Annotated in this window: 13 protein-coding genes; 3 read left to right on the top strand and 10 right to left on the bottom strand. The window is 71.1% G+C overall.

Translation table 11 applies throughout. The features are described from left to right. The first annotated feature begins 24 nt into the window (after positions 1-24). Together AC3FMM_RS19565 and AC3FMM_RS19560 are read left to right on the top strand one after the other, a co-directional pair. Entirely contained in the window at positions 25-912 is an 888-nt protein-coding gene (locus tag AC3FMM_RS19565; RefSeq protein WP_488687319.1) for an endonuclease/exonuclease/phosphatase family protein, read from the top strand. After that, complete coding sequence (locus AC3FMM_RS19560) at positions 899-1567, top strand: BON domain-containing protein (protein WP_488687318.1); 669 nt, start codon at positions 899-901, stop codon at positions 1565-1567. The genes AC3FMM_RS19565 and AC3FMM_RS19560 overlap by 14 nt, the downstream gene beginning before the upstream one ends. Before the next feature lie 46 nt (positions 1568-1613). Here the strand turns inward: AC3FMM_RS19560 and AC3FMM_RS19555 are convergent, their stop codons facing one another. The 3 genes from AC3FMM_RS19555 to AC3FMM_RS19545 are packed head-to-tail and all read right to left on the bottom strand — an operon-like array spanning position 1614 to position 2709. Continuing rightward, on the bottom strand, positions 1614-2015 hold the full coding sequence (locus tag AC3FMM_RS19555) for a hypothetical protein (protein ID WP_115713138.1): 402 nt from the start codon (positions 2013-2015) through the stop codon (positions 1614-1616). 42 nt (positions 2016-2057) lie between these two features. Then, positions 2058-2288: a hypothetical protein gene (locus AC3FMM_RS19550; RefSeq protein ID WP_092315677.1), complete on the bottom strand. Its 231-nt coding sequence runs from the start codon at positions 2286-2288 to the stop codon at positions 2058-2060. A 49-nt stretch (positions 2289-2337) separates the two neighbouring features. Beyond that, positions 2338-2709 (bottom strand): BON domain-containing protein, encoded by a 372-nt coding sequence (locus AC3FMM_RS19545; RefSeq protein WP_115713139.1) that lies wholly within the window; start codon positions 2707-2709, stop codon positions 2338-2340. A 468-nt stretch (positions 2710-3177) separates the two neighbouring features. Between AC3FMM_RS19545 and AC3FMM_RS19540 the strand changes: the two genes are divergently transcribed. Next, entirely contained in the window at positions 3178-3744 is a 567-nt protein-coding gene (locus AC3FMM_RS19540; protein ID WP_115713140.1) for a malto-oligosyltrehalose synthase, read from the top strand. Between the two features lie 10 nt (positions 3745-3754). Here AC3FMM_RS19540 and treY read toward each other — a convergent pair whose 3' ends face one another. The 7 genes from treY to treS all read right to left on the bottom strand — a co-directional run bounded on the left by treY (position 3755) and on the right by treS (position 21411). Next, a complete protein-coding gene (gene treY, locus AC3FMM_RS19535) occupies positions 3755-6424 on the bottom strand; it encodes a malto-oligosyltrehalose synthase (RefSeq protein WP_488687317.1) in 2670 nt (889 codons plus the stop codon). After that, positions 6421-8442 (bottom strand): alpha-amylase family glycosyl hydrolase, encoded by a 2022-nt coding sequence (locus AC3FMM_RS19530; protein WP_488687316.1) that lies wholly within the window; start codon positions 8440-8442, stop codon positions 6421-6423. The genes treY and AC3FMM_RS19530 overlap by 4 nt, the downstream gene beginning before the upstream one ends. 189 nt (positions 8443-8631) lie before the next feature. Next, entirely contained in the window at positions 8632-11175 is a 2544-nt protein-coding gene (locus AC3FMM_RS19525; protein ID WP_488687315.1) for a glycogen/starch/alpha-glucan phosphorylase, read from the bottom strand. Between the two features lie 120 nt (positions 11176-11295). Further along, the gene (gene malQ, locus AC3FMM_RS19520; protein ID WP_488687314.1) at positions 11296-13554 is read right to left on the bottom strand and encodes a 4-alpha-glucanotransferase; all 2259 of its coding nucleotides are present in this window, start codon (positions 13552-13554) and stop codon (positions 11296-11298) included. Continuing rightward, positions 13551-15746 (bottom strand): glycogen debranching protein GlgX, encoded by a 2196-nt coding sequence (gene glgX, locus AC3FMM_RS19515; protein ID WP_116314511.1) that lies wholly within the window; start codon positions 15744-15746, stop codon positions 13551-13553. Before glgX ends, malQ begins: the two co-directional genes overlap by 4 nt. After that, entirely contained in the window at positions 15743-18061 is a 2319-nt protein-coding gene (gene glgB / locus AC3FMM_RS19510; protein WP_488687313.1) for a 1,4-alpha-glucan branching protein GlgB, read from the bottom strand. The genes glgX and glgB overlap by 4 nt, the downstream gene beginning before the upstream one ends. Further along, a complete protein-coding gene (treS, locus tag AC3FMM_RS19505) occupies positions 18058-21411 on the bottom strand; it encodes a maltose alpha-D-glucosyltransferase (RefSeq protein WP_115713146.1) in 3354 nt (1117 codons plus the stop codon). Before treS ends, glgB begins: the two co-directional genes overlap by 4 nt. Positions 21412-21428 lie beyond the last annotated feature (17 nt).

Raw genomic sequence — 21428 nt, 5'->3', positions numbered from 1 at the left:
TGCAACCGCTCACCGAGACCGGCCATGCGAATGCAACCGGACTTACCGTCCCTTGTAAATCCTGCCCACGCGCGTGAGCCCGGCGATACCCCGGCGCAGGCCGGGGCTTCGGCGGCGTTGCATTGTCCGCCGACGCGCGCAGCCGGCCTGGCCCAGATGACGGTGGTCAGCTACAACATCCACCGCGCGGTCGGCACCGATCGCCGCTATCGCCCCGATCGGATCGCAGCCGTGCTGGCGGAACTCGACGCCGATATCGTTGCGCTGCAGGAAGTGGAATCGGGCAGCAGCAACGACCATACGCTGGAATACCTGGCCGGACACACAGGCATGCACGTGGTGTCGGGCTTTACGCGGGTGCGCGGCAGCGCGGACTACGGCAATGCGCTGCTGACGCGCTTCGCCCCCGAGGCAGTGAACCAGATCGACCTGACCGTCAAGGGCTGCGAGCCGCGCGGTGCCATCGACGCCACCGTCTCCTGCACCGCCTCCGGCTGTGCCAATCCGCTGCGCGTGATCGCGACCCATCTGGGCCTGCGCCCGGGCGAGCGTCGCCACCAGGTGCAGCAGTTGCTGAACTACGTCGCCGCGGCGCCGCCGTTGCCGACCATCCTGCTGGGCGACGTCAACGAGTGGTTCTTGTGGGGCCGGCCGCTGCGCTGGCTGCACGCGTATTTCGAACACACTCCGCACACGGCGACCTTTCCATCGCGGCTGCCGGTGTTTGCGCTGGATCGCATCTGGGTGTCGCCGCGCGCGCACCTGGTGTCGGTGGCCAGCCACCGCTCGCCGCTGGCGCGCGCGGCATCGGACCACCTGCCGCTGGTGGCCTGTTTCGAGGTGCCGGAAGGCGGATGGAATGCGCGGCGTACCACTGCGCATGCGAAGGAGGATTTCAATGAAACACCGTGACGATGAATACCTGCGCAGGCGCCCCGATCACCAGTACGGCAGCAACGACCAGGGTTATAGCGGCATTCCCGCGCAGGCGCGCAACCGCCGGCAGCGCAACCTGACCGCGGGCCGCTATGGCAATACCGCCGAGCGGCTGCCGCGCGACGACACCCGCCCGTTCGAGGCCGAAGAGGAAGGCTGGCAGGGCCGGGAGCTTGAATCATGGCGCCGGGGGCGCCCCGCCGAACCCTGGAGCGAACCCTGGGACGAGGCTCGCTATGAAGACGAATGGTCGCGCCGTCGCGTACCGTATGGCGCGCAGCGCTGGGAAGGCCGGCGCGACTGGTATGGCGGGCCAGCCGGCGCGCCTTACGGCACCGATGACTGGGACGTGCCGGCGTACCGCGGCGACCGCCGCGGCGGCCCGAAGAACTACCGCCGCGGGGACGACCGCATCCATGATGAAGTCTGCGACCGGCTCGCGCATGCGCAGGAGCTGGATGTCAGCGAAGTCACGGTGCGGGTGCAGGACGGCCTGGTGACGCTGGAGGGCCACGTCGGCGATCGCCGCAGCAAGTACGACATCGAAGAGATTGCCGAGCGAGTATTCGGCGTGCAGGACGTGATCAACCACATCCGCGTGCGGCCCTACGGCATCCTGGCGTCCGAATGACCAGGGCGGCTCCGCAGCATCCGGAGCCGCCCTCTTAATCCACCCGCTAATCCACCCGCGGCGGGCGCGGCGGGTTCTCTTCGCGCTCGTCGGTGCGGTCGGCCTTGTCGACGGGCATGTCGGCCGGCAGTGCCTCGGCCGCGCGCACCACTTCATCGGCGATCTCTTCCTCGGGCGTTTCCTCTTCCTCGGGGCTGTGCGCGTCTTCATCGCGCTGCGCGAGCTCGTTCTCGATATCGTCGGTTTCCTGCGCGAGGTCCGGGTCCAGCGTGCTGGGGATATTGCCGGCTTCGGCGCGCGCCGCACCAGTGGCCGTGTTCTGGCGCGAACGGCCGCGGCCCGAGGCGGCTTGCGCGCCTTCGCGCCGGGCACTCGTTAGCGGACTGCCCACGCGGTCGGTGCGGGTGCCGGCATGCCGCGTGGGGCCGGTACGTACGGTCTTGCTCATCATGCCTCCTGTTGGGGCGGGTGCAAGGGGTGGCCGCCGGGTTCAGTAGTTCTCGACCGGCGGCTCGCTTTCTTCGGGCTTGCCGCCGGGGCGTTTCACCGAGGGCGGCTCGCCGTTCTCGTCGGGAATGTCGTGCTCGCGCTCGACATCGTGGCGCCGGTCGCGCCCCGGCTTGCCGCGCTCGTGCTCGGTGTCCGGGCCGCCCTTGTGCGGGTCGCGGGGCTCGCTGCGGCGGCGGGTGGTGTCGTGGTCGGGCTGGCGATGGGTGCTCATCACGTCTCCATCAAGGTTGGCATGGCGCTGCCGGACAGGCGACAGGTCGTCAATCGGTGCCGGCGCGCAGTTCATCCGAAACCGCGCTGACGCCGCGCACCGAACGCGCCAGCTCCATGGCCATCGTACGCTGTTTGTCGTCGCGCACGGTGCCTTCGAGCTTGACCACGCCGTCGGTGGTCGATACCCGGATCTTGCTCGGATCGAGCGTGCGTGCATTGGCCAGGCGTGCCTGGACCTCGGCCGTGATGGCGCGGTCGCTGGTGGCAGCGGTGTCGCGTGGCGCCGCGGTGCGGCCGGTGGATGACGGCGCCGCGGGTGCATCGGTCGGTGCTGCGATGCCCGGCGCGGAGGCCGCCATGGCCAGCACGGCAAGCGGCAACGCCAGCGCGGCGATGCGAATGCGGTAGCGTGCGGTCATAGAGCCCTCCTGTAAATGCTGGCGGGCCTGCGGTTCAGCCCGCACCTGCACTTTGCCTGCAAGCTCCGTTCCCGCATGGTCCCGGGCGCAGGCATTGCCACCATCCGGCCGATGCTGCGCCACGGCGCGGACTGTGCGCCATGCGGCGCCGCCGCCGGCGCGGCGCGGTGCCGCATGCGCCGTAGTTTTTACAGGCGCTGCAGAAACTGCATGGCGCGCGTGGCCGACGCGCCGCAGTGCGCTGGCGGCGCTGCGATCGGCGGCCCGCGGCGCCTGGCGTGCCGCTTGCGTTCCGTCCTGTGCTGGCGTGCGGTCCTGTCTATAGTGAAGGAAATGCTGGCAACAACTGGCGTGCGGCAAGTGCCGGCGAGCACCCGCAACGCCGGCCTTCCCGCCGCGGCGCAGCTTGCGGCCGTGTGCTGCCGGGCCAGACAGCGCGGGGGAGCGTATAGCCGTTGCGAGGAAGCCATGAACCTAGCCAGCATTCTGTCCACCGTGGTCCTGGCCTCGTCGGTGTCGGTGTCGTCGGCACCGGTCGAGCGCCAGCTGCTTGCGATCACGCCTTCGGACTTCGCCCAGCGTTTCAACACCGTCGCGCAGGACACCGGTTCCGGCCTGGCCCTGCCCAGCTTCAAGGTCAAGCCCGGATGGCACCGGGCCGCGCCCAGCTCGGGGGTGTCGGTGCTGGTGCGCGCCAGCCGCGCCGGCTACGCCATCGATGAAGTGGTGGTGGTGTGCCGCGAGGTCGAACGCTGCTTCCTGACCATCTGCACCGCCGCGCTTGCCATCGACGACAGCGTCAACCCGATGCTGCTGCAGCGCTTTATCGTGGCGCGCATTGCCACCGAGCTCGGCGAGGTCGGCCTGGTGATGTCGGGGCTCGCGTACATCGTGGTAACGCCCAAGGAAGACGACTACGTGGCCGTGGTGATCCGGCCCTACCTGCCGCAGGAACGCAGCGCCTCGCCCACCCAGGCCTCGCGCGGGCCGTTCGCGCCGGTCGTATGGCAGTCGACGGCGCCGCCGCACTCCTGAGCCCGACGCATCAGGGCTCGCGCAGCAGCAGCGCGACCGGCAGGCCGCCCAGCACTTCGCGCAGCCGCAGGCGGCCCATGGGCGCGTCGATGACATGGCCGGTCAGGGCATCGGTCCAGCGGCTCGGTTGCGGCGCGCCGACGTTGAGCGTGGTATCGCCCCAGGCCGCTTGCGGGATGCGCGGCAGGGCGGGGTCGACGCGCGCGGCGGCAAGCCGGGTGACCACGGTGATGGCCTGGCGCCCGTCGGCGCTGCGCGCAAACGCCAGCACCTGCGGCACCAGCGCCCCCTGCGCGGCCAGCATGCTGTATTGACCATCGGCGAACAGCGCCGCATGCGTGCGGCGCACCGCCAGCACCTGGCGCACCAGTTGCTGCTTGATGCGGCCGTCGCGCCAGTGCGCCAGCCAGTGGGCCCAGCCCGCGCTGCAACCCAGCCGTGCCTGCAGCCGGGCGTAGTCGGGCGGGCGCCGGTTGTCGGGATCGACCAGGCTCAGGTCCCAGCCTTCGCAGCCCTGGTAGCGGTCGGGAATGCCGGGCGCGGTCAGTTGCACCAGCACCTGCGCCAGGCTGTTCAGAGCCCCGGCCGCGGCAATGCGCTGCGCGAACTGGCCGATCTGCGCCAGCACACTGCCGGCTCCGCCCGCTGGCCCGGGTGCGCAGAGGCCGCGCAGGAAGGCCTCGCATGCGGCTTCGTAATCGGTGTCGGGGCAGGTCCAGTTGCCATGGCGCTTGGCTTCGCGGATGGCCTTGCGCTGCCACGCGCCCACGCGCTCCAGCAAGGGCTGCGCGGCACCGGCGTCGTCGGCAAGGTTCAGGTCTGCCATCGGCCAGGCGCCGACCAGGGTCTGGTACAGCATCAGCCGGTCGCCGGGGTCGGGCGCTTGCGGCAAGGTCGCCAGCAGCGGTGCCGACGCGGCCTCCCACGCGGCCACGGCATCGGCCCACGCGCCCGGGACCTCGCTCAGCACTGCCAGGCGCATGCGCGCGTCTTCGCCGCGCTTGTGGTCGTGGGTCGCGGTGGCGAGCATGGCGTAGGGGCAGGCCAGCCGCCGCGCCGCCATGCGGGCGTGGAACTGCGCCGGCGGCATCGCCAGCCGGGCCGGATCGCTGCCGACTTCGTTGCGCGACAGCAGCCGGCCGTAGCGGTAGAACGCGGTGTCCTCGCCGGCCTTGGCCGCCAGCGCCGGCATCAGCTGCTGCAGCCGGCGGCGCAGCGCGCCGGTTTCGCTGTCGGCCGGCGCGGCGGTGCGCAGGCAGCCGCCGATAAAGGCCAGCGCCACCGCTTCGTCGGGCGCCAGGCCGGCGCGCGCGGCGCGCATGGCTTGTTCGAGCATGGCGTCATCGGCAAGCGCCGCGGCCGCGTCGCGTTCGGCCGGATGCGCATCGAAGTAGCTGCGATACACCGGCACCGCCGCCATCAGCGCGGCCAGCGCGCGCCGCAGCGCCGCCCGGGTCAGGTCGCGCGTGCCGGGCTCCTGCTCGGCGCAGTCGCGCAGGCACGCGGCGGCGCCTTCGAACTCCGTCACCAGGTGCCGCTCCAGCACCTGGCGCCGCGCGGCCTCGACATGCTCGGGAAAGCCGCGCGCATCGCCGCTGACCGTCGCCCACAGCGCGTCCAGCGAGGCTTCGCCGTCGCCGTCATGCAGCACCGCGGCGACCTCGTCCATGAAGTCATAGCCGGTGGTGCCATGCACCTGCCAGTCCGGCGCCAGGCGCTCGCGCGGGCCCAGGATCTTCTCGACCACCAGCCACGGACGCTCCAGCCGCAGCGTGGGCGGGCGCGCCGCGGCATGGCGGTCCAGTGCGGCGCGCAGCCGGCGGCAATAGCCGGCGGGATCGGCCAGGCCGTCGACGTGGTCGACGCGCACGCCGTCGATCCAGCCTTCGCGCAGCAGTCGCAGCACCAGCGCATGGACCGCATCGAACACCCGCTCGTCTTCCTCGCGCACGCCGACCAGGTCGCTGATCTCGAAGAAGCGGCGCCAGTTCTGCGCGGCGGCCGCGGTGCGCCACCAGGCCAGCCGGTAGTGCTGGCGTTCCAGCAGGGCATGGAGCCGGCTGCGGCCCTCGGCATGCGTGGCGTCGTACCAGGCCGGGCCGTCGCGCTCGGCTTCGGCGTCGACGCTGCCCGGCGCCAGCGGCAGGGTGTGGTCGAAATAGCGCAGATGGGCGGGGGCATCGTCGCTGGACGGAACCCAGTGCAGTTCGCCGGCCACCACGGTGTCCCAGTACGACTGCCCCAGCATCGGCAGCAGCACCTTGCCGTGCAGCGCCGGGTCGCGCGGGGTCCAGTCGATGTCGAAGCTGGCTGCGCAAGGGCTGCCGCGGCCATGCGCCAGCACGTCGCGCCACCAGCCGTTGTGGGTCGGGTCGGCCGCCATGTGGTTGGGCACGATGTCGACGATCAGGCCGAGGCCCGCGTCGCGGGCGCGCGCGGCCAGCGCTTTCAGGCCGGGCTCGCCGCCCAGCTCGTCGCGCACCGCGGTGAAATCGGTGACGTCATAGCCATGGGTGGAGCCGGGCCGCGCGCCGCATATGGGCGACAGGTAAAGATGGCTGACGCCCAGCGCAGCGTAGTAGCCGACCACGGCGGCGGCATCGGCAAAGGTGAAGCCCGGGTGCAGCTGCAGCCGGGCGGTTGCGCGTGGCAGCGCTTGCGGCGCGCCGTCAGGCATCATCGCGCACGGGCCGCGGCGGGCTCGCACACGGTGGCCACGCACGCGCGCTGCGGCAGCAGCCCGGCCGACAAGGCCGCGGCCGCGCCGGCGCTGCTTTCATGCAGCGCGGTGCTGCGGTCGTGGCACGGCCGCGTGCACGGCACCGCTTCGTTGCCCAGGTTGAGCCACAGGCTCAGTTCGACCCCGTCCATCAGCCGCCAGCGCGCGCACAGCGCCGCCGGCCCCAGCACGTCGACGCCGGCGCTCTGGCAGCCGGCCAGCCGGTGCAGCAGTTCGCGCCGCCGCACGGCGAGCAGTTCGCGGTAGTAGGGCGTCCAGTCGCCGTCATCGTCGAAGCCCGGGCGCGAGGCTTCGAACGTGGCCGGGTCGTTGGGGTCGGGGATGGCCGCCGCGCGGGCGTCGTCGCGGAACGCGGCGGTCGCGGCGAACTCGCGCCGGCGTCCGTCGCGCACGGCCCGGGCCAGCTCGGGCGGATGGCTGGTGAAATACAGAAACGGCTGCGCGCTGCCGGTTTCCTCGCCCATGAACACCAGCGGCACCTGCGGACACAGCAGCTGCAGCGCGATGGCCGCGCGCAGTGCCTCGCGGTCGGCCAGTTGCGCCAGCCGTTCGCCAAGGGCGCGGTTGCCGGTCTGGTCGTGGTTCTGCAGGAAGCAGACGAAGGCCGTGGGCGGCAGGTGCGCGCTGGGCTGGCCGCGCCGCACGCCATCCGCTACCGCGGGCAGCGCGGCGGAGCGGAACGCCGAGCGTTCGCCCTGGTAGGCAAAGCCTTCGCCCAGCACGCGCGCGAGGTGGCGCAGCGCAGGCACGCCGCGCCCGGCGGCGGCGCTGTCGCCATTGCCACCACTGCCGCCACTGCCGCCATTGCCCGTATCCGGCGCCGCGCTGTAGTCGCGGTAGTAGCCATCGTCCTCGCCGGTCAGCAGCACGTGCAGCGCGTGGTGCGCGTCGTCGTTCCACTGCGCGTCGTAGCCCGCGGCCAGCAGCGCGGCGTCGTTGTCGTCGTTCTCCAGCACCAGGTGGACATGCCGGCGCGGGCCGTCGCCATCGGCCAGCGCGGTGCGCAGTTCGCCCGGCAGTGCCGCCAGCCAGCCTTCGTCCTCGATGGCATGCACGGCGTCCAGGCGCAGGCCGTCGAAGCGGAACTGCTCGAGCCAGTAGCGCGCGTTCTCGGTAAAGAAGCGCCGCACCTGCGGCCGGCGGAAATCGATGGCGGGCCCCCACGGGGTCTGGCGATCCGCGCGGAAAAAGGCGCTGGCGTAGCGGTGCAGGTAGTTGCCTTCGGGCCCGAAATGGTTGTAGACCACGTCCAGCAGCACCATCATGCCGAGCTGGTGGGCGCGGTCGACCAGTGCCCGCAGTTCGTCCGGCGTGCCGTAGCCGGACTCCGGCGCAAACGGCAGCACGCCGTCATAGCCCCAGTTGCGCGTGCCGGGAAACTCGGCGACCGGCATCAGCTCGACCGCGGTGAAGCCCAGCGCCGCCAGCCGCGGCAGTTGCTGCGCGGCGCCCGCGTAGCCGCCGCACAGGCCGACGTGCATTTCATAGATGATGGCTTCGTGCCAGGGACGGCCGCGCCAGTCCGGGCAGGTCCATGCAAACGCGCTCGCGGCGTCGCCTGCCGGCACGATGCTGGGGCCGTGGACATCGTCGGCCTGCCAGCGCGAGGCCGGGTCGGGCACGGTGGTGCCGTCGTCGAGCCGGAACCAGTAGCGCGCGCCCGCGCAGCCCGGCACGATCGCCTCGAACCAGCCGTTGGGTCCGCATGCCATCGGCACCGGTCCCAGCCCGGCAATCTCCACGCGCACCGCGTGGCCCTGCTCGGCGGCGTCGGGCGCCCACAGCCGGAAGCGTACCCGTCCGTCCGGCAGCCAGGCCGGCCCGAACAGGTAGTCCTGCGTGGGTTCGTCGTGGGTGCAGAAGGGGGATGCCGAAGGCGCGGCAAAGCAGTCGAACGGCGCCAGCGGCGGCACGGCAGAGCGGGTGCCGGGGGCGAGTAGAAAGGGGTCGGCGTTCAAATTCGGCTCCTGCCTTCTGGGGGAATGGGACCCTTGCGCAATGCGAACTCCATGCCAGCAGAAGGGCGCATTCGCGGCGCCACCGGCAAGCCCGCGGCGCAGCGCGGCGCGGGCTTTGTTACCTGTGGCATTGTAGAAACTACCCTGCGCCTTCGCACATGCCATCGGCGCAGGCAACTGTTGCGCGCCTCAGGCCGCGCGCGGCCCGCTCGCGCCCGCTTCCACCTGCCAGGGCGCGCCGCTGGCGCGGTGCAGCAGCCGCACCGGCACCGGCGCGACATGCCAGACGCGCTCGCAGTATTCGCGGATGGCCCGGTCCGACGAGAAGCGCCCCGAGCGCGCGCACGACAGCACCGACATGCGCTGCCAGCGGGCCTGGTCGGCATACGCGGCCGACACCTGCTGCTGGCAATCGATATAGGCGGCGAAATCCGCCATCAGCAGGTAGGGGTCGTGCCCTTGCTGCGGCTCGAACAACGGGCGGAACAGGCCGGGCTCGCCGCGCGAGAAGAAGCCCAGCTGCACCAGGTCGATCACCGCGCGCAGCTGCGGGTTGCTGTGGTAATACGCCGCCGGGTCGTAGCCGCTGTCGCGCAGCGCATAGACCTCGGGCGCGGTCAGGCCGAACGGGAAGAAGTTGTCATGGCCCACCGCTTCGCGCAGTTCGATATTGGCGCCGTCCATGGTGCCGATATTCAGCGCGCCATTCATCGCGAACTTCATGTTGCCGGTGCCCGAGGCTTCCTTGCCGGCCAGCGAGATCTGCTCGGCCAGGTCTGCCGCCGGGTAGATGCGCTGGCCGTAGGTGACGTTGAAGTTCGGCAGGAACACCACCTTGAGCCGGTCGCGCACCTGCGGGTCGCGGTTGACCACGTCGGCCACCGAGGTGATGAAGCGGATCATCAGCTTGGCATAGGCGTAGCCGGGCGCGGCCTTGCCGCCGAACAGGAAGGTGCGCGGCTGGACCTGCGCGCCCGGGTCGGACTTGATGCGGTGGTACAGCGCAATCACATGCAGCACCGCCAGGTGCTGGCGCTTGTATTCGTGGATGCGCTTGACCATCACGTCGAACATTGACGACGGGTCGATCACCACGCCGGTGGTGTCGCGCACCAGTTGCGCCAGGTCGGTCTTGTTGGCCAGCCGCGCGGACTGCCACGAGTCGCGGAAGCCGGCGTCGTCGGCATACGGCTCCAGCGCGCGCAGCTGCTCGAGGTCCGAGATCCAGCCATCGCCGATCGCGTCCGATACCAGCCGCGTCAGGCGCGGGTTGGACAGCGCCAGCCAGCGCCGCGGCGTCACGCCGTTGGTGATGCTGGTGAACTTCTCGGGCCACATCTCGTAGAAGTCCTTGAGCACATCCTCGCGCATCAGGCGCGAGTGCAGCTCGGCCACGCCATTGACGGCATGGCTGCCGACGCACGCCAGGTTGGCCATGCGCACATGCCGCTGGCCATGCTCGTCGATCAGCGACAGCCGCGCCAGCCGCGATTCGTCGCCGTAGAAGCGGATCCGCACCTCGTCCAGGAAGCGCGCGTTGATCTCCAGGATGATCTCGAGGTGGCGCGGCAGCACCCGCCCGAACAGCGGCAGCGGCCACTGCTCCAGCGCCTCGGGCAGCAGCGTGTGGTTGGTGTAGGCGAAGGCGTTCTGGGTGATGTGCCAGGCCTCGTTCCAGGGCAGGTCGTGCTCGTCGACCAGCAGCCGCATCAGTTCGGCAATGCCCACGGCGGGGTGGGTGTCATTGAGCTGCACCGCGAACTTCTCGTGGAAGCGCGTCACCGGGATGCCGTCGACCGCGAGCAGCCGCAGCATGTCCTGCAGCGAGCAGGCAACGAAGAAATACTGCTGCTCGAGCCGCAGTTCCTTGCCCTGCGTGGTTTCGTCGTTGGGATAGAGCACCTTGGTCAGGTTCTCGGAGGTCACCTTCTTGCTGACCGCGCCAAGGTAGTCGCCGCGGTTGAAGGTGTGGAAGTCGAAGGCCTCGGTTGCGTCCGCGCGCCACAGTCGCAGCGTGTTCACGGTGTTGACGCGGTAGCCCAGGATCGGCGAATCGAACGGCACGCCGACCACGGTCTTGGCCGGCACCCAGCGCACACGGTAGTGGCCGCGGTCGTCGGTGTAGTGCTCGGTGTGCCCGCCCAGGCGCACCTGCACCGCCCATTCCGAGCGCTGGATTTCCCACGGGTTGCCGTTGCGCAGCCAGGTATCGGTCTTCTCGACCTGCATGCCGTCCATGATGGTCTGCTGGAAGATGCCGTACTCGTAGCGGATGCCGTAGCCCAGCGCTGGAATCTCCATCGTCGCCAGCGAATCCATGAAGCACGCCGCCAGCCGGCCCAGGCCGCCGTTGCCCAGCCCCGGCTCGACTTCCTGGTCGAGGATGCGGGCGAGGTCGAGGCCGGCCGCCTCCATGGCCTCGCAGACCTCTTCGAAGATGCCCAGGTTGATCAGGTTGTTGCCCAGGTGCGGGCCCATCAGGAATTCGGCGGACAGGTAGGCCACCGTGCGCGAGGGCTGGCCCAGGTAGGCTTCGGCGGTGCTGATCCAGCGCTGCACCAGGCGGTCGCGCACGGTATGCGCGGCGGCCTGGTAAAGGTCGTTCTCGCTGGCGTGGCCGGGCAGCTTGCCCTGGGTATGGAACAGGTGGTCGAGAAAGGCCTGGCGCAGGCTGGCGCCGGACAGGGCGGTGCGGGTGTCATCGGCATGCTCGGGCCGGATGGCTTCGTTCATGGCGGGGCTCCTGCGCGTGGGGGTGGGTCAAGCTTAGCGGATCGAAAGGCGATTGCACGATCGATGCGGACTGCGGTTTCGGACACAGCACACTGGTGGGTGCGGTGGGGCTGGTAGCCCTCATGGCTGCTCCGGCGGATGGCGTACGCCGGGGCGGATGCCACGCCATGCGTCGGCGCGCGCGCGCAGCGCCGGGGTGCTGAACCACGCACGCACCTCGGTATCGAGCCGGCGCTGCCAGTTGGGATGGCCGCTGGTGGTGCCGGGCAGGTTGGGCTGCTCGGCCAGGCCGAGCAGGTCTTCCACCGGCAGCAGCCGCATCGCGGTGCGCGCCGTGCCCAGCCAGGCCAGCACCGCGTCCAGCGGGGCGTGGTCGGGCGCGGGCACGGTGCCGCTGCATAGCCCGGCATCGCACAAGGCCTGCCAGAGCGCTCTGCGCTCGCGCGCGCGGCCGGCCTGGGCCTGCGCCAGGGTTTCGCCGGGCGCCAGCAGCTGCAGCCGGTCGCGCCACGCCAGGTCCTGGCCGGCCCACCAGCCGGCGACGGTGGGCAGGTCGTGCGTGGTGGTGGTGGCGACGGCATCGGCCGGCCAGTCTTGCGGTGGCAGGAAGGCCGCTGGCTCCGCTTCCTGGCCGGCCGGGTCGCCGGCTGCTTCGGTGGCCTCATCCTGAGCCTGGTCCTGCGCCTGCGCCTGCGCCTCGCGCTGGAACCACAGCACGTCGATGCCCAGCACGCCGCGCGCCGACAGTGCCGCATTCAGCTCAGGCGGCACCGTGCCGAGGTTTTCGCCGATGATGATGGCGCGATGCCGCCACGACTCCAGCGCCACCAGCCGCAGCAAGTCCTGCAGCGGATAGCGCAGGTAGGCGCCGTCGCTGGCGGGCGCGCCGGCCGGCACCAGCCACATGCGCGCCAGGCCCAGCACGTGGTCGATGCGCAGTCCGCCGGCGTGCGACAGGTTGGCGCGCAGCATCTCCAGGAACGCAGCGTAGCCGTGCCGGCGCAGCCCGCGCGGCGAGAACACCGCCACGCCCCAGTCCTGCCCGAGCGGGTTGTACAGGTCCGGCGGCGCGCCGGCATGGAAGCCGGCCAGGGTTTCGGGCTGTCGCGTCCAGGCCTGGCTGCCGCCGGGGTCGGCGCCGACGGCAAGGTCGCGGATGATGCCGATGGCCATGCCGGCGTCCCGCGCCGCGCGCTGCGCCCGCGCCAGGCCATCGTCGGCCAGCCATTGCAGGAAGGCGTGGAAGGCCACCTCGTCTGCGTTAGCCTGCGCGAAGGCGGCCACCGCTGCAGCGGCCGGGGAGCGCAGCGTGACCGGCCAGCAGCGCCAGTCCGGCGCGGCCTGCTGGTTGTTGCCGTTGGCGCTGTCGCCGCGCCGGCAGGCCTGGATCGCCTCATAGCAGGCATGTGCATGCAGCGCGGTGCCGCCGCGCGCGCGGAAGGCGGCATAGCCGTCCAGCGCCGCCCGCGGCAGCAGGGTCTCGCGCCGCTGCCAAAGCCAGCGCAGGATGGCGTAGCGCAGCGGCGCCAGCGCGATCCAGTCGATCTCGCGGCGGGCGTCGAGCGCCTGCAGCGTGTCGCCCGCGCCCAGTCCGGCGATGGCGGCGTCCACCGCGGCCTGGCCGAACACCGTGGCAGGGTCGGCATAGAGCGGGTTCAGGAACAGCCGGCTGGACGGCGCATACGGGCTGTAGCGCTCGGGCAGCGCGGCGAAGGGCGCATGCAGCGGGTTGATGGCGATGGCGTCCGCGCCGGCGCGCGCGGCGCTGGCGCAGCCTTCGGCCAGCGCGGTCAGGTCGCCCATGCCGCAGGGCGCGCCGCGGCGCAGGCTGTAGAGCTGCACCGCCAGGCCCCATGGTGGCGTGCGCGCGCCTTCGCCGTTGCTCTCCTTGGCCCGGCCGGCATGCCGCAGCGCGTCGGCGACGCCGTAGCAGCGCCGCGGCGCCACCGCCAGCGTGGCATGGGCATCGCCGAGGTCCAGCCGGTGGTAGCCGCAGACGTCGATGGCGGGCAATTGCATCAGGGTGGCGCCGGCACCCGCGCCGCGCACTGCGGTGCCGGCGATGATCGCGCCGTCTTCCAGCGTCACCCGGTAGGCCCGGTGCGGCGCGGTATGCGGCCACGGCACCGCGACCGGCTGGCCGCGCTCCGCGGTCAGCAGCGACGGCAGCGCATGCGCGGCGTCGTCGGCGGCCAGCCACGCATGCGAGGCGGCGCACTGGCCGGGGCTGCCGCACGGCAGGCCCAGTCCTTCCAGCACGCGCCGCAAGGCTGCGTCGCCGACCTCGCGCGGCTGGTCCCAGGCATCGGTCCAGTGCGGCTGCAGGCCGGCGCGCAGCGCCAGCGCCTGCAGGGGCGAGGGCGCGCCAGCGCGGCTCATGCGTGGTCCTCCCGCGGCGTGGGGGCCCGCGCGGCCAGCAGCACCAGCGAGTGGGCGGCGACCGCCTGGGACGCGTGCACCTGTGCGCCAGCCAGCTCGGCGTCGCTGGCGTCGGGCCGGCTGCTGTCGAACAGCACGGCCCATGGCAGCGCAGGCTCGGGCAACTGGAAGGTGGCATCGCTGTCGGCGGCGTTGAGCAGCAGCAGGGTCACCTGCACCGCGCGCGCATCGCCGGGCGCCGCTTCCGCGAGCGTACCCAGCATCGGGCGTTCGGGCTGCGGCGGGGTGGCCGCGCGCCGCAGCGCCAGCGTGCGGATTTCCGGATCGGCCCATTCCTCGGGCGTCGGCGGCTTGCCGTCGGTGTCGAACCAGGCGATGTCGGCAATGCCCGGCGCCGGTTCTTCGCGCCCGTGGGCAAAGCGGTCGCCGCTCAGCGCATGGAGCCTGCGCCGCAGTGCCAGCAGCCGGCGCACCATCTGCTGCATCGGCTGCGCGCCGGGTGCCTGGGCCTGCTTCCAGTCCAGCCACGACAGCTCGTTGTCCTGGCAGTAGGCGTTGTTGTTGCCGCCCTGGCTGCGGCCCCATTCGTCGCCGGCGGTCAGCATCGGCGTGCCTTGCGCCAGCAGCAGCGTGGCCATCAGCGCCTGCGCCACGCGGCTGCGGCGCTGCAGGATGTCGGGGTCGTCGGTGGGCCCTTCGACGCTGCCGTCCGGGCTCCAGTTGGCGCTGGCGTTGTCGTCGGTGCCGTCGCGGTTGTCTTCGCCGTTGGCCTCGTTGTGCTTGGCGCTGTAGCTGACCAGGTCGGCCAGGGTGAAGCCATCGTGCGCGGTGATGAAGTTGATGCTGGCCCACGGGCGCCGGCGGCGGCGGTCGAACAGGTCGGCCGAGGCCGCCAGCCGCGCCGCCATCTCGCCGCGGTGCCCGGCGTCGCCGCGCCAGAAGCGGCGGCTGACGTCGCGAAACTTGTCGTTCCACTCGGCAAAGCCGGGCGGATGGTTGCCCAGCTGATAGCCGCCCGGGCCCAGGTCCCAGGGCTCGGAGATGAGCTTGACCCGGCTCAGCACCGGATCCTGCATCAGCGCGTCGAAGAAGCCGGAGCCCGCGTCGAAGCCGTTGCCTTCGCGCCCGAGCGTGCTGCCCAGGTCGAAGCGAAAGCCGTCGACGTGATAGCAATGCACCCAGTAGCGCAGCGAATCCAGCACCATCTGCAGCACGCGCGGGTGCGACAGGTTGAGCGTGTTGCCGCAGCCGGTGTCGTTGATGTAGTGGCGCTCGTCGCCGGGCATCAACCGGTAGTAGCTGGCGTTGTCGAGTCCGCGCCAGGACACCGTCGGCCCCAGCTCGTTGCCTTCGCAGGTGTGGTTGTAGACCACGTCCAGGATCACTTCGATGCCGGCGGCATGCAGGCGCCGCATCGCCACCTTGCATTCCTGCAGTTGCCCGGTGCCGAGGTAGGCCGGCTCGGGGGCGAAGTACGACAGCGTGTTGTAGCCCCAGTAGTTGCGCAGGCCGCGCTCCAGCAGGAAGCGGTCCTGCAGGATGGCATGCACCGGCAGCAGTTCGATGGTGGTCACGCCCAGTTGCACCAGGTGGTCGACAAAGCGCGGGTCGCACAGCGCGGCAAAGGTGCCGCGCAGGTTGGGCAGCAGGTCGTCGCGCAGCATCGACAGGCCGCGCAGGTGGGCCTCGTAGATCACGGTGGCTGGCCAGGGCACGGCCGGCGGCCGGTCGTCGCCCCAGTGGAAGCTCTCGTCCACCACCACCGCCTTGGGCATGGTCGGCGCGCTGTCGCGGCGGTCCGGCGTGAGGTCGCCGCGCGCGCTCTGCAGCCGGTAGCCGAACAGCGCGTCGGACCAGCGCACCGGGCCGCTCAGCTGGCGCGCATACGGGTCCAGCAGCAGCTTGTGCGGGTTGAAGCGGTGCCCGTGGGCGGGATCGTAAGGGCCGTGCGCGCGATAGCCGTACAGCGTGCCCAGCGCCGCGTTGGGCAGGTAGCCATGCCAGATCTCGTCGGTGCATTCCGGCAACGGCAGCCGGGCCAGTTCCTTGCGGCCGTTGTCGGAGAACAGGCACAGGTCGATGCGCCAGGCGTGCGCCGAGAACACCGCGAAATTGACTCCCAGCCCGTCCCAGTGGGCCCCCAGCGGAAACGGCTTGCCGGGCAGCAGCCGGTCGGCGAACTGGCGCGTCATGTCGCGGCGCCTTCGCTGCCGTCACCCTGGTCGAAGCGCAGCACCAGCGTGGCCAGCGGCGGCAGCGTCAGCGCCAGCGAAGCCGGCTGCCCGTGCGAAGGCACGTCGATGGCCATCACGGCGCCGCCGTTGCCGAGGTTGCTGCCGCCATAGATCGCGGCATCGGTATTCAGGCATTCCCGCCACGTGCCGGCACAGGGCACGCCGACACGGTAGCCCTGGCGCGGCACCGGCGTCATGTTGACCACCGCCAGCACCACCTCGCGACTGTCCGCCCCCGCGCGGCGCAGCCATGCGAACACGCTGTTGTGGTTGTCGTCGCCGACCACCCACTGGAAGCCTTCGGGACTGTGGTCAAGCGCGTGCAGCGCGGGCAGTTCGCGATAGAGCCGGTTCAGGTCGCGCACCAGCGTGTGCATGCCGCGGTGCAGGGGCTGGTCCAGCAGCGGCCAGTCGAGTTCGGCGTCGTGGTTCCATTCCTGCCACTGCGCCAGCTCGCCGCCCATGAACAGCAGCTTCTTGCCGGGATGCGCCCACATGAAGCCGTAATAGGCGCGCAGGCCGGCAAAGCGCTGCCACTCGTCGCCCGGCACCTTGCCGATCATCGAGCCTTTGCCGTGCACCACCTCGTCGTGCGACAGCGGCAGCACGAAGGCTTCGGACCAGGCATAGACCAGGCCGAAGGTCATGTTCTGGTGGTGCCAGGCGCGGTGGATCGGCTCATGGGCCAGGTAGTGCAGGGTGTCGTGCATCCAGCCCATATTCCATTTGAAGTCGAAGCCGAGCCCGCCGCTGGCCACGCTGGCGGTCACGCCGGGCCACGCGGTGGACTCTTCGGCGATGGTCAGCGCGCCCGGGCAGCGTTCATGGACCACCGCATTGAGTTCGCGCAGGAAGTCCACCGCTTCGAGGTTCTCGCGGCCGCCGAACCGGTTCGGCACCCACTGGCCGGGCTCGCGGCTGTAGTCCCGGTAAAGCATGGAGGCCACCGCATCGACGCGCAGGCCGTCGGCGTGGAAGTGCTCGAGCCAGTGCAGCGCGCCGGCCAGCAGGAAGCCGCGCACTTCGTTGCGGCCCAGGTTGTAGATCAGCGTGTTCCAGTCCTGGTGGAAGCCTTCGCGCGGGTCCTGGTGCTCGTACAGCGCGGTGCCGTCGAACTGCGCCAGCCCGTGCGGATCGGTGGGGAAGTGCGCCGGCACCCAGTCCAGGATCACGCCGATGCCGGCCTGGTGGCAGCGGTCGATGAAGGCCGCAAAGGCCTGCGGCGGTCCCAGCCGCGCGGTGGGCGCGTACAGCGACAGCGGCTGGTAGCCCCACGAGCCGCCGAACGGGTGCTCGGTGATCGGCAGCAGCTCGATATGGGTGAAGCCCAGTTCCTGCACGTAGGGCACCAGCCGGTCGGCGAGGATGTTCCAGCCGTGCTGCGCGTCGTTGGCCGCGCGCAGCCACGACAGCACGTGGACCTCGTAGACCGACATCGGCGTGCGGTATGGGTCGCGTTCCCGGCGGCGGGCCATCCAGTCGTCATCGTGCCAGGTGAACGGCGGCGCGCCTTGGCCGGGGCCGGTCACGACCGAGGCGGTGGCGGGCGGCGGCTCGGCGGCCAGCGCCAGCGGGTCGGCCTTGTCGGGCAGCTCGGTGCCATGCGGGTCGAGCAGGTCGTACTTGTAGCGGCTGCCTGGCTGCGCCCCCAGCGCGGCGGGGACGAACAGCTCCCAGATGCCGCTGGGATGGCGCAGCCGCATCGGATGCCGCGCCGGGTGCCAGCCGTTGAAGTCGGCGATCACCGAGACCCGCCGCGCATTGGGCGCCCACACCGCGAAGCGCACGCCGTCGATGCCGTCCACGCGCTGGCATTGCGCGCCCAGGCAGGCGCCCAGCTCGAAGTGCCGGCCCTCGGCGATCAGGTGCAGGTCCAGTTCGCCCAGCAGCAGGCCGAAGGCGTAGGGGTCGGCGCTGCACTGCTCGGTGCCGTCGGACCATTGCACGCGCAGGCGGTAAGCCGCGGCGCCGTTGCCGCTGCCGGTGCCGCCCGGCAGCCGGGCGGCGAACACGCCGCCGCCATGCAGCCGCTCCATTTCCGCCAGCGGCGCGCCGCCGGCATCGGCCAGCTGCACCGACGCCGCCCCGGGCAGGCAGGCGCGCACCAGGGTGCCGTCGCCATCCGGATGCGGTCCCAGCACGCCGAACGGATCGGGATGGCGGCCGCCCAGCAGGGCGTCGAGTTCATGGCCGGGCAGCAGTGCCGCCTGCTTGCCGGCGCGCGTGGTGGCGCCGGTGCTGCCGGTGCTGCCGGTGCTGGCGGGGGGGCTCATGGCTGGTCTCCCTGCGGCGCCAGCTTGCGCAGCAGGCGCGCCAGCCCGCTGGCAGGCAGGTCGATCCACGCGACCCGGTTGGCGGCTTCGTATTCGACTTCATACGCCGCGCGTTCCAGCAGGAACAGGTCGAGCAGGGGCTGCAGCTGGTCGGGCGCCACCCATGGCACGGGCGCGGCCTCCATGTGCTGGCGGTAGCAGTTCAGGAAGGCTTCATTGGCGGTGGTGCGGAAGCGTTCCAGCAGCACCGCGCGCCGTTCGGCCAGCTGCGGCGGCAGCTCGCTGTGGGTGCGTTCACGGCGGTCGGTGCCGACCGTGGCCGCGGCATAGTCCAGCGAGCGCAGCAGCCCCGCCACGTCGCGCAGCGGCGAGGTCTTGCGCCGGCGCCAGTCAAGCGGCAGGCCGGGCTCGCCTTCGAAGTCGACCAGGTAGGTGTCGTTCTGTGCGATCAGCACCTGGCCCAGGTGGAAGTCGCCGTGGATGCGGGTCTGCAGGCTGCCGGGCGCCGCGGTGGCGAGCTGCTCGACCAGGCCGGGCAGCGCATCGCGCACCGCCATCAGGGTTTGAACATCGGCCTCGAAGGCCGGGGTTGCGGCCTCTGCGGCGGGCCGCGCCTGAAGGCGGCTCAGGGCGCGCTGCAACGCCTCCATCGCCTGTCCGGCCCAGGCGCGCGCATCGTCGTCGGTGGCGGGCAGCGGCGCGAAGGCGTCGTCGTCGGTGGGGCGCGCCAGCACCGCGTGCAGTTCGGCCAGCCGGCGCCCCAGCGTGCCGGCCAGCGCGGCGTAGCCGTTCATGGCCTCGGCGAACTCGTCCTCGCTGTCCTGCGACGGCAGCGCATCGTCGATGGCGCGGCCCAGGTAATCGAGGGTCCAGTCCCAGCCGTTGCCCTGGTTCAGGATATAGCCCTGCAGCAGCATCATCGTGTGTGGCACGCCGTCCGCCCCGGTGCGCACCACCTCGCCGAGCAGCGCCGCGGCATGCGCATAGCCCTGCGCGGTCAGGTAGCGCGTCATCTCGGCTTCGGGATGGATGCCGCCCGAGAGCCGGCGCACCAGCTTGAGCACGGCGGTGTTGTTGTACGACAGCGAGCTGTTGGACTGCTCGGCCGACATGTACTCGATCGGGTCGCGCTCCAGTTCCAGCGCGGCCAGCCCGGGCTCGGCGCGGAACTGGATCAGGTCGTGCCCGGCGTGCACCTGCAGGCCGTTGCGCAGCGCGCGCACCACCTCGCGCGCGAACGGCTCGACCACGAAGCCGTCGGTGGCCAGCCCGACGCGGCTGCCCTGGCGCACGCGCGCCATCGACAGCCCGTGCGCCAGCTGCGAGACCCCGTCGGCGCTTTCGCGGTCCCACAGGATGCCCACCGGCAGCTGGTAGCGCTCGGTGCGCCCGGGCAGGCTCACCTCGACCTCGCCCAGGTAGATGTCCTCGCCGCCGCTGCCGCGCGCAAACGGCAGCAGGTAGGCCAGCGCGACGCGCTCGATGCGCTCGTGCTTGGCGCCGAACCAGCGGCGCCGGCCGATGTAGTGCGGCAGCACCTCGCTCGCCATCAGCCGGCGCGAGGCCTCGGTCAGCTCGGGCCGGCCCGTGTTCTGCATCACAAGGGTGATCTGGTCTGGCATTTGTTCGGGCGCCTCCACGTGCCACGACGGCGGCTGCGCCTCGTCGCTGAGCACGAACCAGTAGAAGCCATAGGGCGGCAGCGTCAGCAGGTAGGTCAGCGTGCCGATCGCCGGGAACGGCGTCGCGCCCATCATCTCCACCGGCACGCGGCCGTTGAACGCGGACAGGTCGAGCTCCACCGCCTGCGGCGCGCGCGACAGGTTGGCCACGCACAGGATGTGCTCGCCCTCGAACTCGCGCAGGTACGCCAGGATCTTGCGGTTGCCGGGAAACAGGAAGCGCAGCGTGCCGCGGCCGAAGGCGCGGTGCTTGCGCCGCAGCGCCAGCATGCGCCGCATCCAGTTCAGCAGCGAATGCGGATCGCGCGCCTGGGCTTCGACATTGACCGCCTCGTAGCCGTACAGCGGACCCTGCAGCGGCGGCAGCACCAGGCGCTCGGGATCGGCATGCGAGAAGCCGCCGTTGCGGTCGGGCGACCACTGCATCGGCGTGCGCACGCCGTCGCGGTCGCCCAGGTGGATGTTGTCGCCCATGCCGATCTCGTCGCCGTAGTAGATCACCGGCGTGCCCGGCATCGAGAACAGCAGGCTGTTCATCAGCTCGATGCGGCGGCGGTCGCGTTCCATCAGCGGCGCCAGCCGGCGGCGGATGCCCAGGTTGATGCGCGCGCGCCGGTCGGTGGCGTAGACCTCCCACAGGTAGTCGCGCTCGCTGCTGGTCACCATCTCCAGCGTCAGCTCGTCATGGTTGCGCAGGAAGATCGCCCACTGGCAGTTGGGCGGCACCTCCGGCGTCTGGCGCATGATGTCCGTGATCGGGAAGCGGTCCTCGCGCGCGATGGCCATGTACATGCGCGGCATCAGCGGGAAGTGGAACGCCATGTGGCATTCGTCGCCTTCCGGGTCGGGCCCGGTCAGGCCGAAGTACTGCTGCGCGTCCTCCGGCCACATGTTGGCTTCGGCCAGCAGCATGCGGCCGGGGAAGTGCTGGTCCAGGTGCGAGCGGATGCTGCGGATGACGGCGTGGGTCTCGGGCAGGTTCTCGTTGCTGGTGCCTTCGCGCTCGACCAGGTAGGGCACCGCGTCCAGGCGCAGGCCGTCGACCCCCATGTCGAGCCAGAAGCGCATCACCGACAGCACTTCGTTGAGCACCTGCGGGTTGTCGAAGTTCAGGTCCGGCTGGTGCGAGTAGAAGCGGTGCCAGAAATACGCGCCCGCCACCGGATCCCAGCTCCAGTTGGATTTTTCGGTATCGCAGAAGATGATGCGCGTGCCGGCGTAGGCCTGGTCATGGTCCGACCACACGTAGTAGCGGCGCGCCGCCGAGCCGGGCTTGGCCTTGCGCGCGCGCTGGAACCACGGATGCTGGTCCGAGGTATGGTTGATGACCAGTTCGGTGATCACGCGCAGGCCGCGCGCGTGCGCCGCGGCGATAAAGCGCCGCGCATCGGCCAGCGTGCCGTAGTCGGGGTGGACGTTGCGGTAGTCGGCGATATCGTAGCCGTCGTCGCGGCGCGGCGACGGATAGAACGGCAGCAGCCATACCGTGTCGACGCCCAGGTTGACCAGGTAGTCCAGCTTGCCGAGCAGCCCGGCGAAGTCGCCCACGCCATCGCCATTGGCGTCGAAGAAGGACTTGATGTGCAGCTGGTAGATGACGGCATCCTTGTACCAGAGCGGGTCGGCGTTGAGCAGGGCGGCGCTGGCGGTTTCGGTAAGGCGTTTCATCCGTGTCTCCACGTATG

The sequence above is a fragment of the Cupriavidus sp. 207A1 genome (assembly GCF_057798955.1).
Note: the sequence above shows the minus strand (reverse complement) of the source record. Positions and strands in the feature narration are given on the sequence as shown.

Bases quoted from the DNA above. Each gene is read 5' to 3' on its own strand.
- AC3FMM_RS19565 (WP_488687319.1), top strand. From the start codon at position 25: ATGCGAATGCAACCGGACTTACCGTCCCTTGTAAATCCTGCCCACGCG.
- AC3FMM_RS19560 (WP_488687318.1), top strand. From the start codon at position 899: ATGAAACACCGTGACGATGAATACCTGCGCAGGCGCCCCGATCACCAG.
- AC3FMM_RS19555 (WP_115713138.1), bottom strand. From the start codon at position 2,015: ATGAGCAAGACCGTACGTACCGGCCCCACGCGGCATGCCGGCACCCGC.
- AC3FMM_RS19550 (WP_092315677.1), bottom strand. From the start codon at position 2,288: ATGAGCACCCATCGCCAGCCCGACCACGACACCACCCGCCGCCGCAGC.
- AC3FMM_RS19545 (WP_115713139.1), bottom strand. From the start codon at position 2,709: ATGACCGCACGCTACCGCATTCGCATCGCCGCGCTGGCGTTGCCGCTT.
- AC3FMM_RS19540 (WP_115713140.1), top strand. From the start codon at position 3,178: ATGAACCTAGCCAGCATTCTGTCCACCGTGGTCCTGGCCTCGTCGGTG.
- treY (WP_488687317.1), bottom strand. From the start codon at position 6,424: ATGATGCCTGACGGCGCGCCGCAAGCGCTGCCACGCGCAACCGCCCGG.
- AC3FMM_RS19525 (WP_488687315.1), bottom strand. From the start codon at position 11,175: ATGAACGAAGCCATCCGGCCCGAGCATGCCGATGACACCCGCACCGCC.
- malQ (WP_488687314.1), bottom strand. From the start codon at position 13,554: ATGAGCCGCGCTGGCGCGCCCTCGCCCCTGCAGGCGCTGGCGCTGCGC.
- glgX (WP_116314511.1), bottom strand. From the start codon at position 15,746: ATGACGCGCCAGTTCGCCGACCGGCTGCTGCCCGGCAAGCCGTTTCCG.
- glgB (WP_488687313.1), bottom strand. From the start codon at position 18,061: ATGAGCCCCCCCGCCAGCACCGGCAGCACCGGCAGCACCGGCGCCACC.
- treS (WP_115713146.1), bottom strand. From the start codon at position 21,411: ATGAAACGCCTTACCGAAACCGCCAGCGCCGCCCTGCTCAACGCCGAC.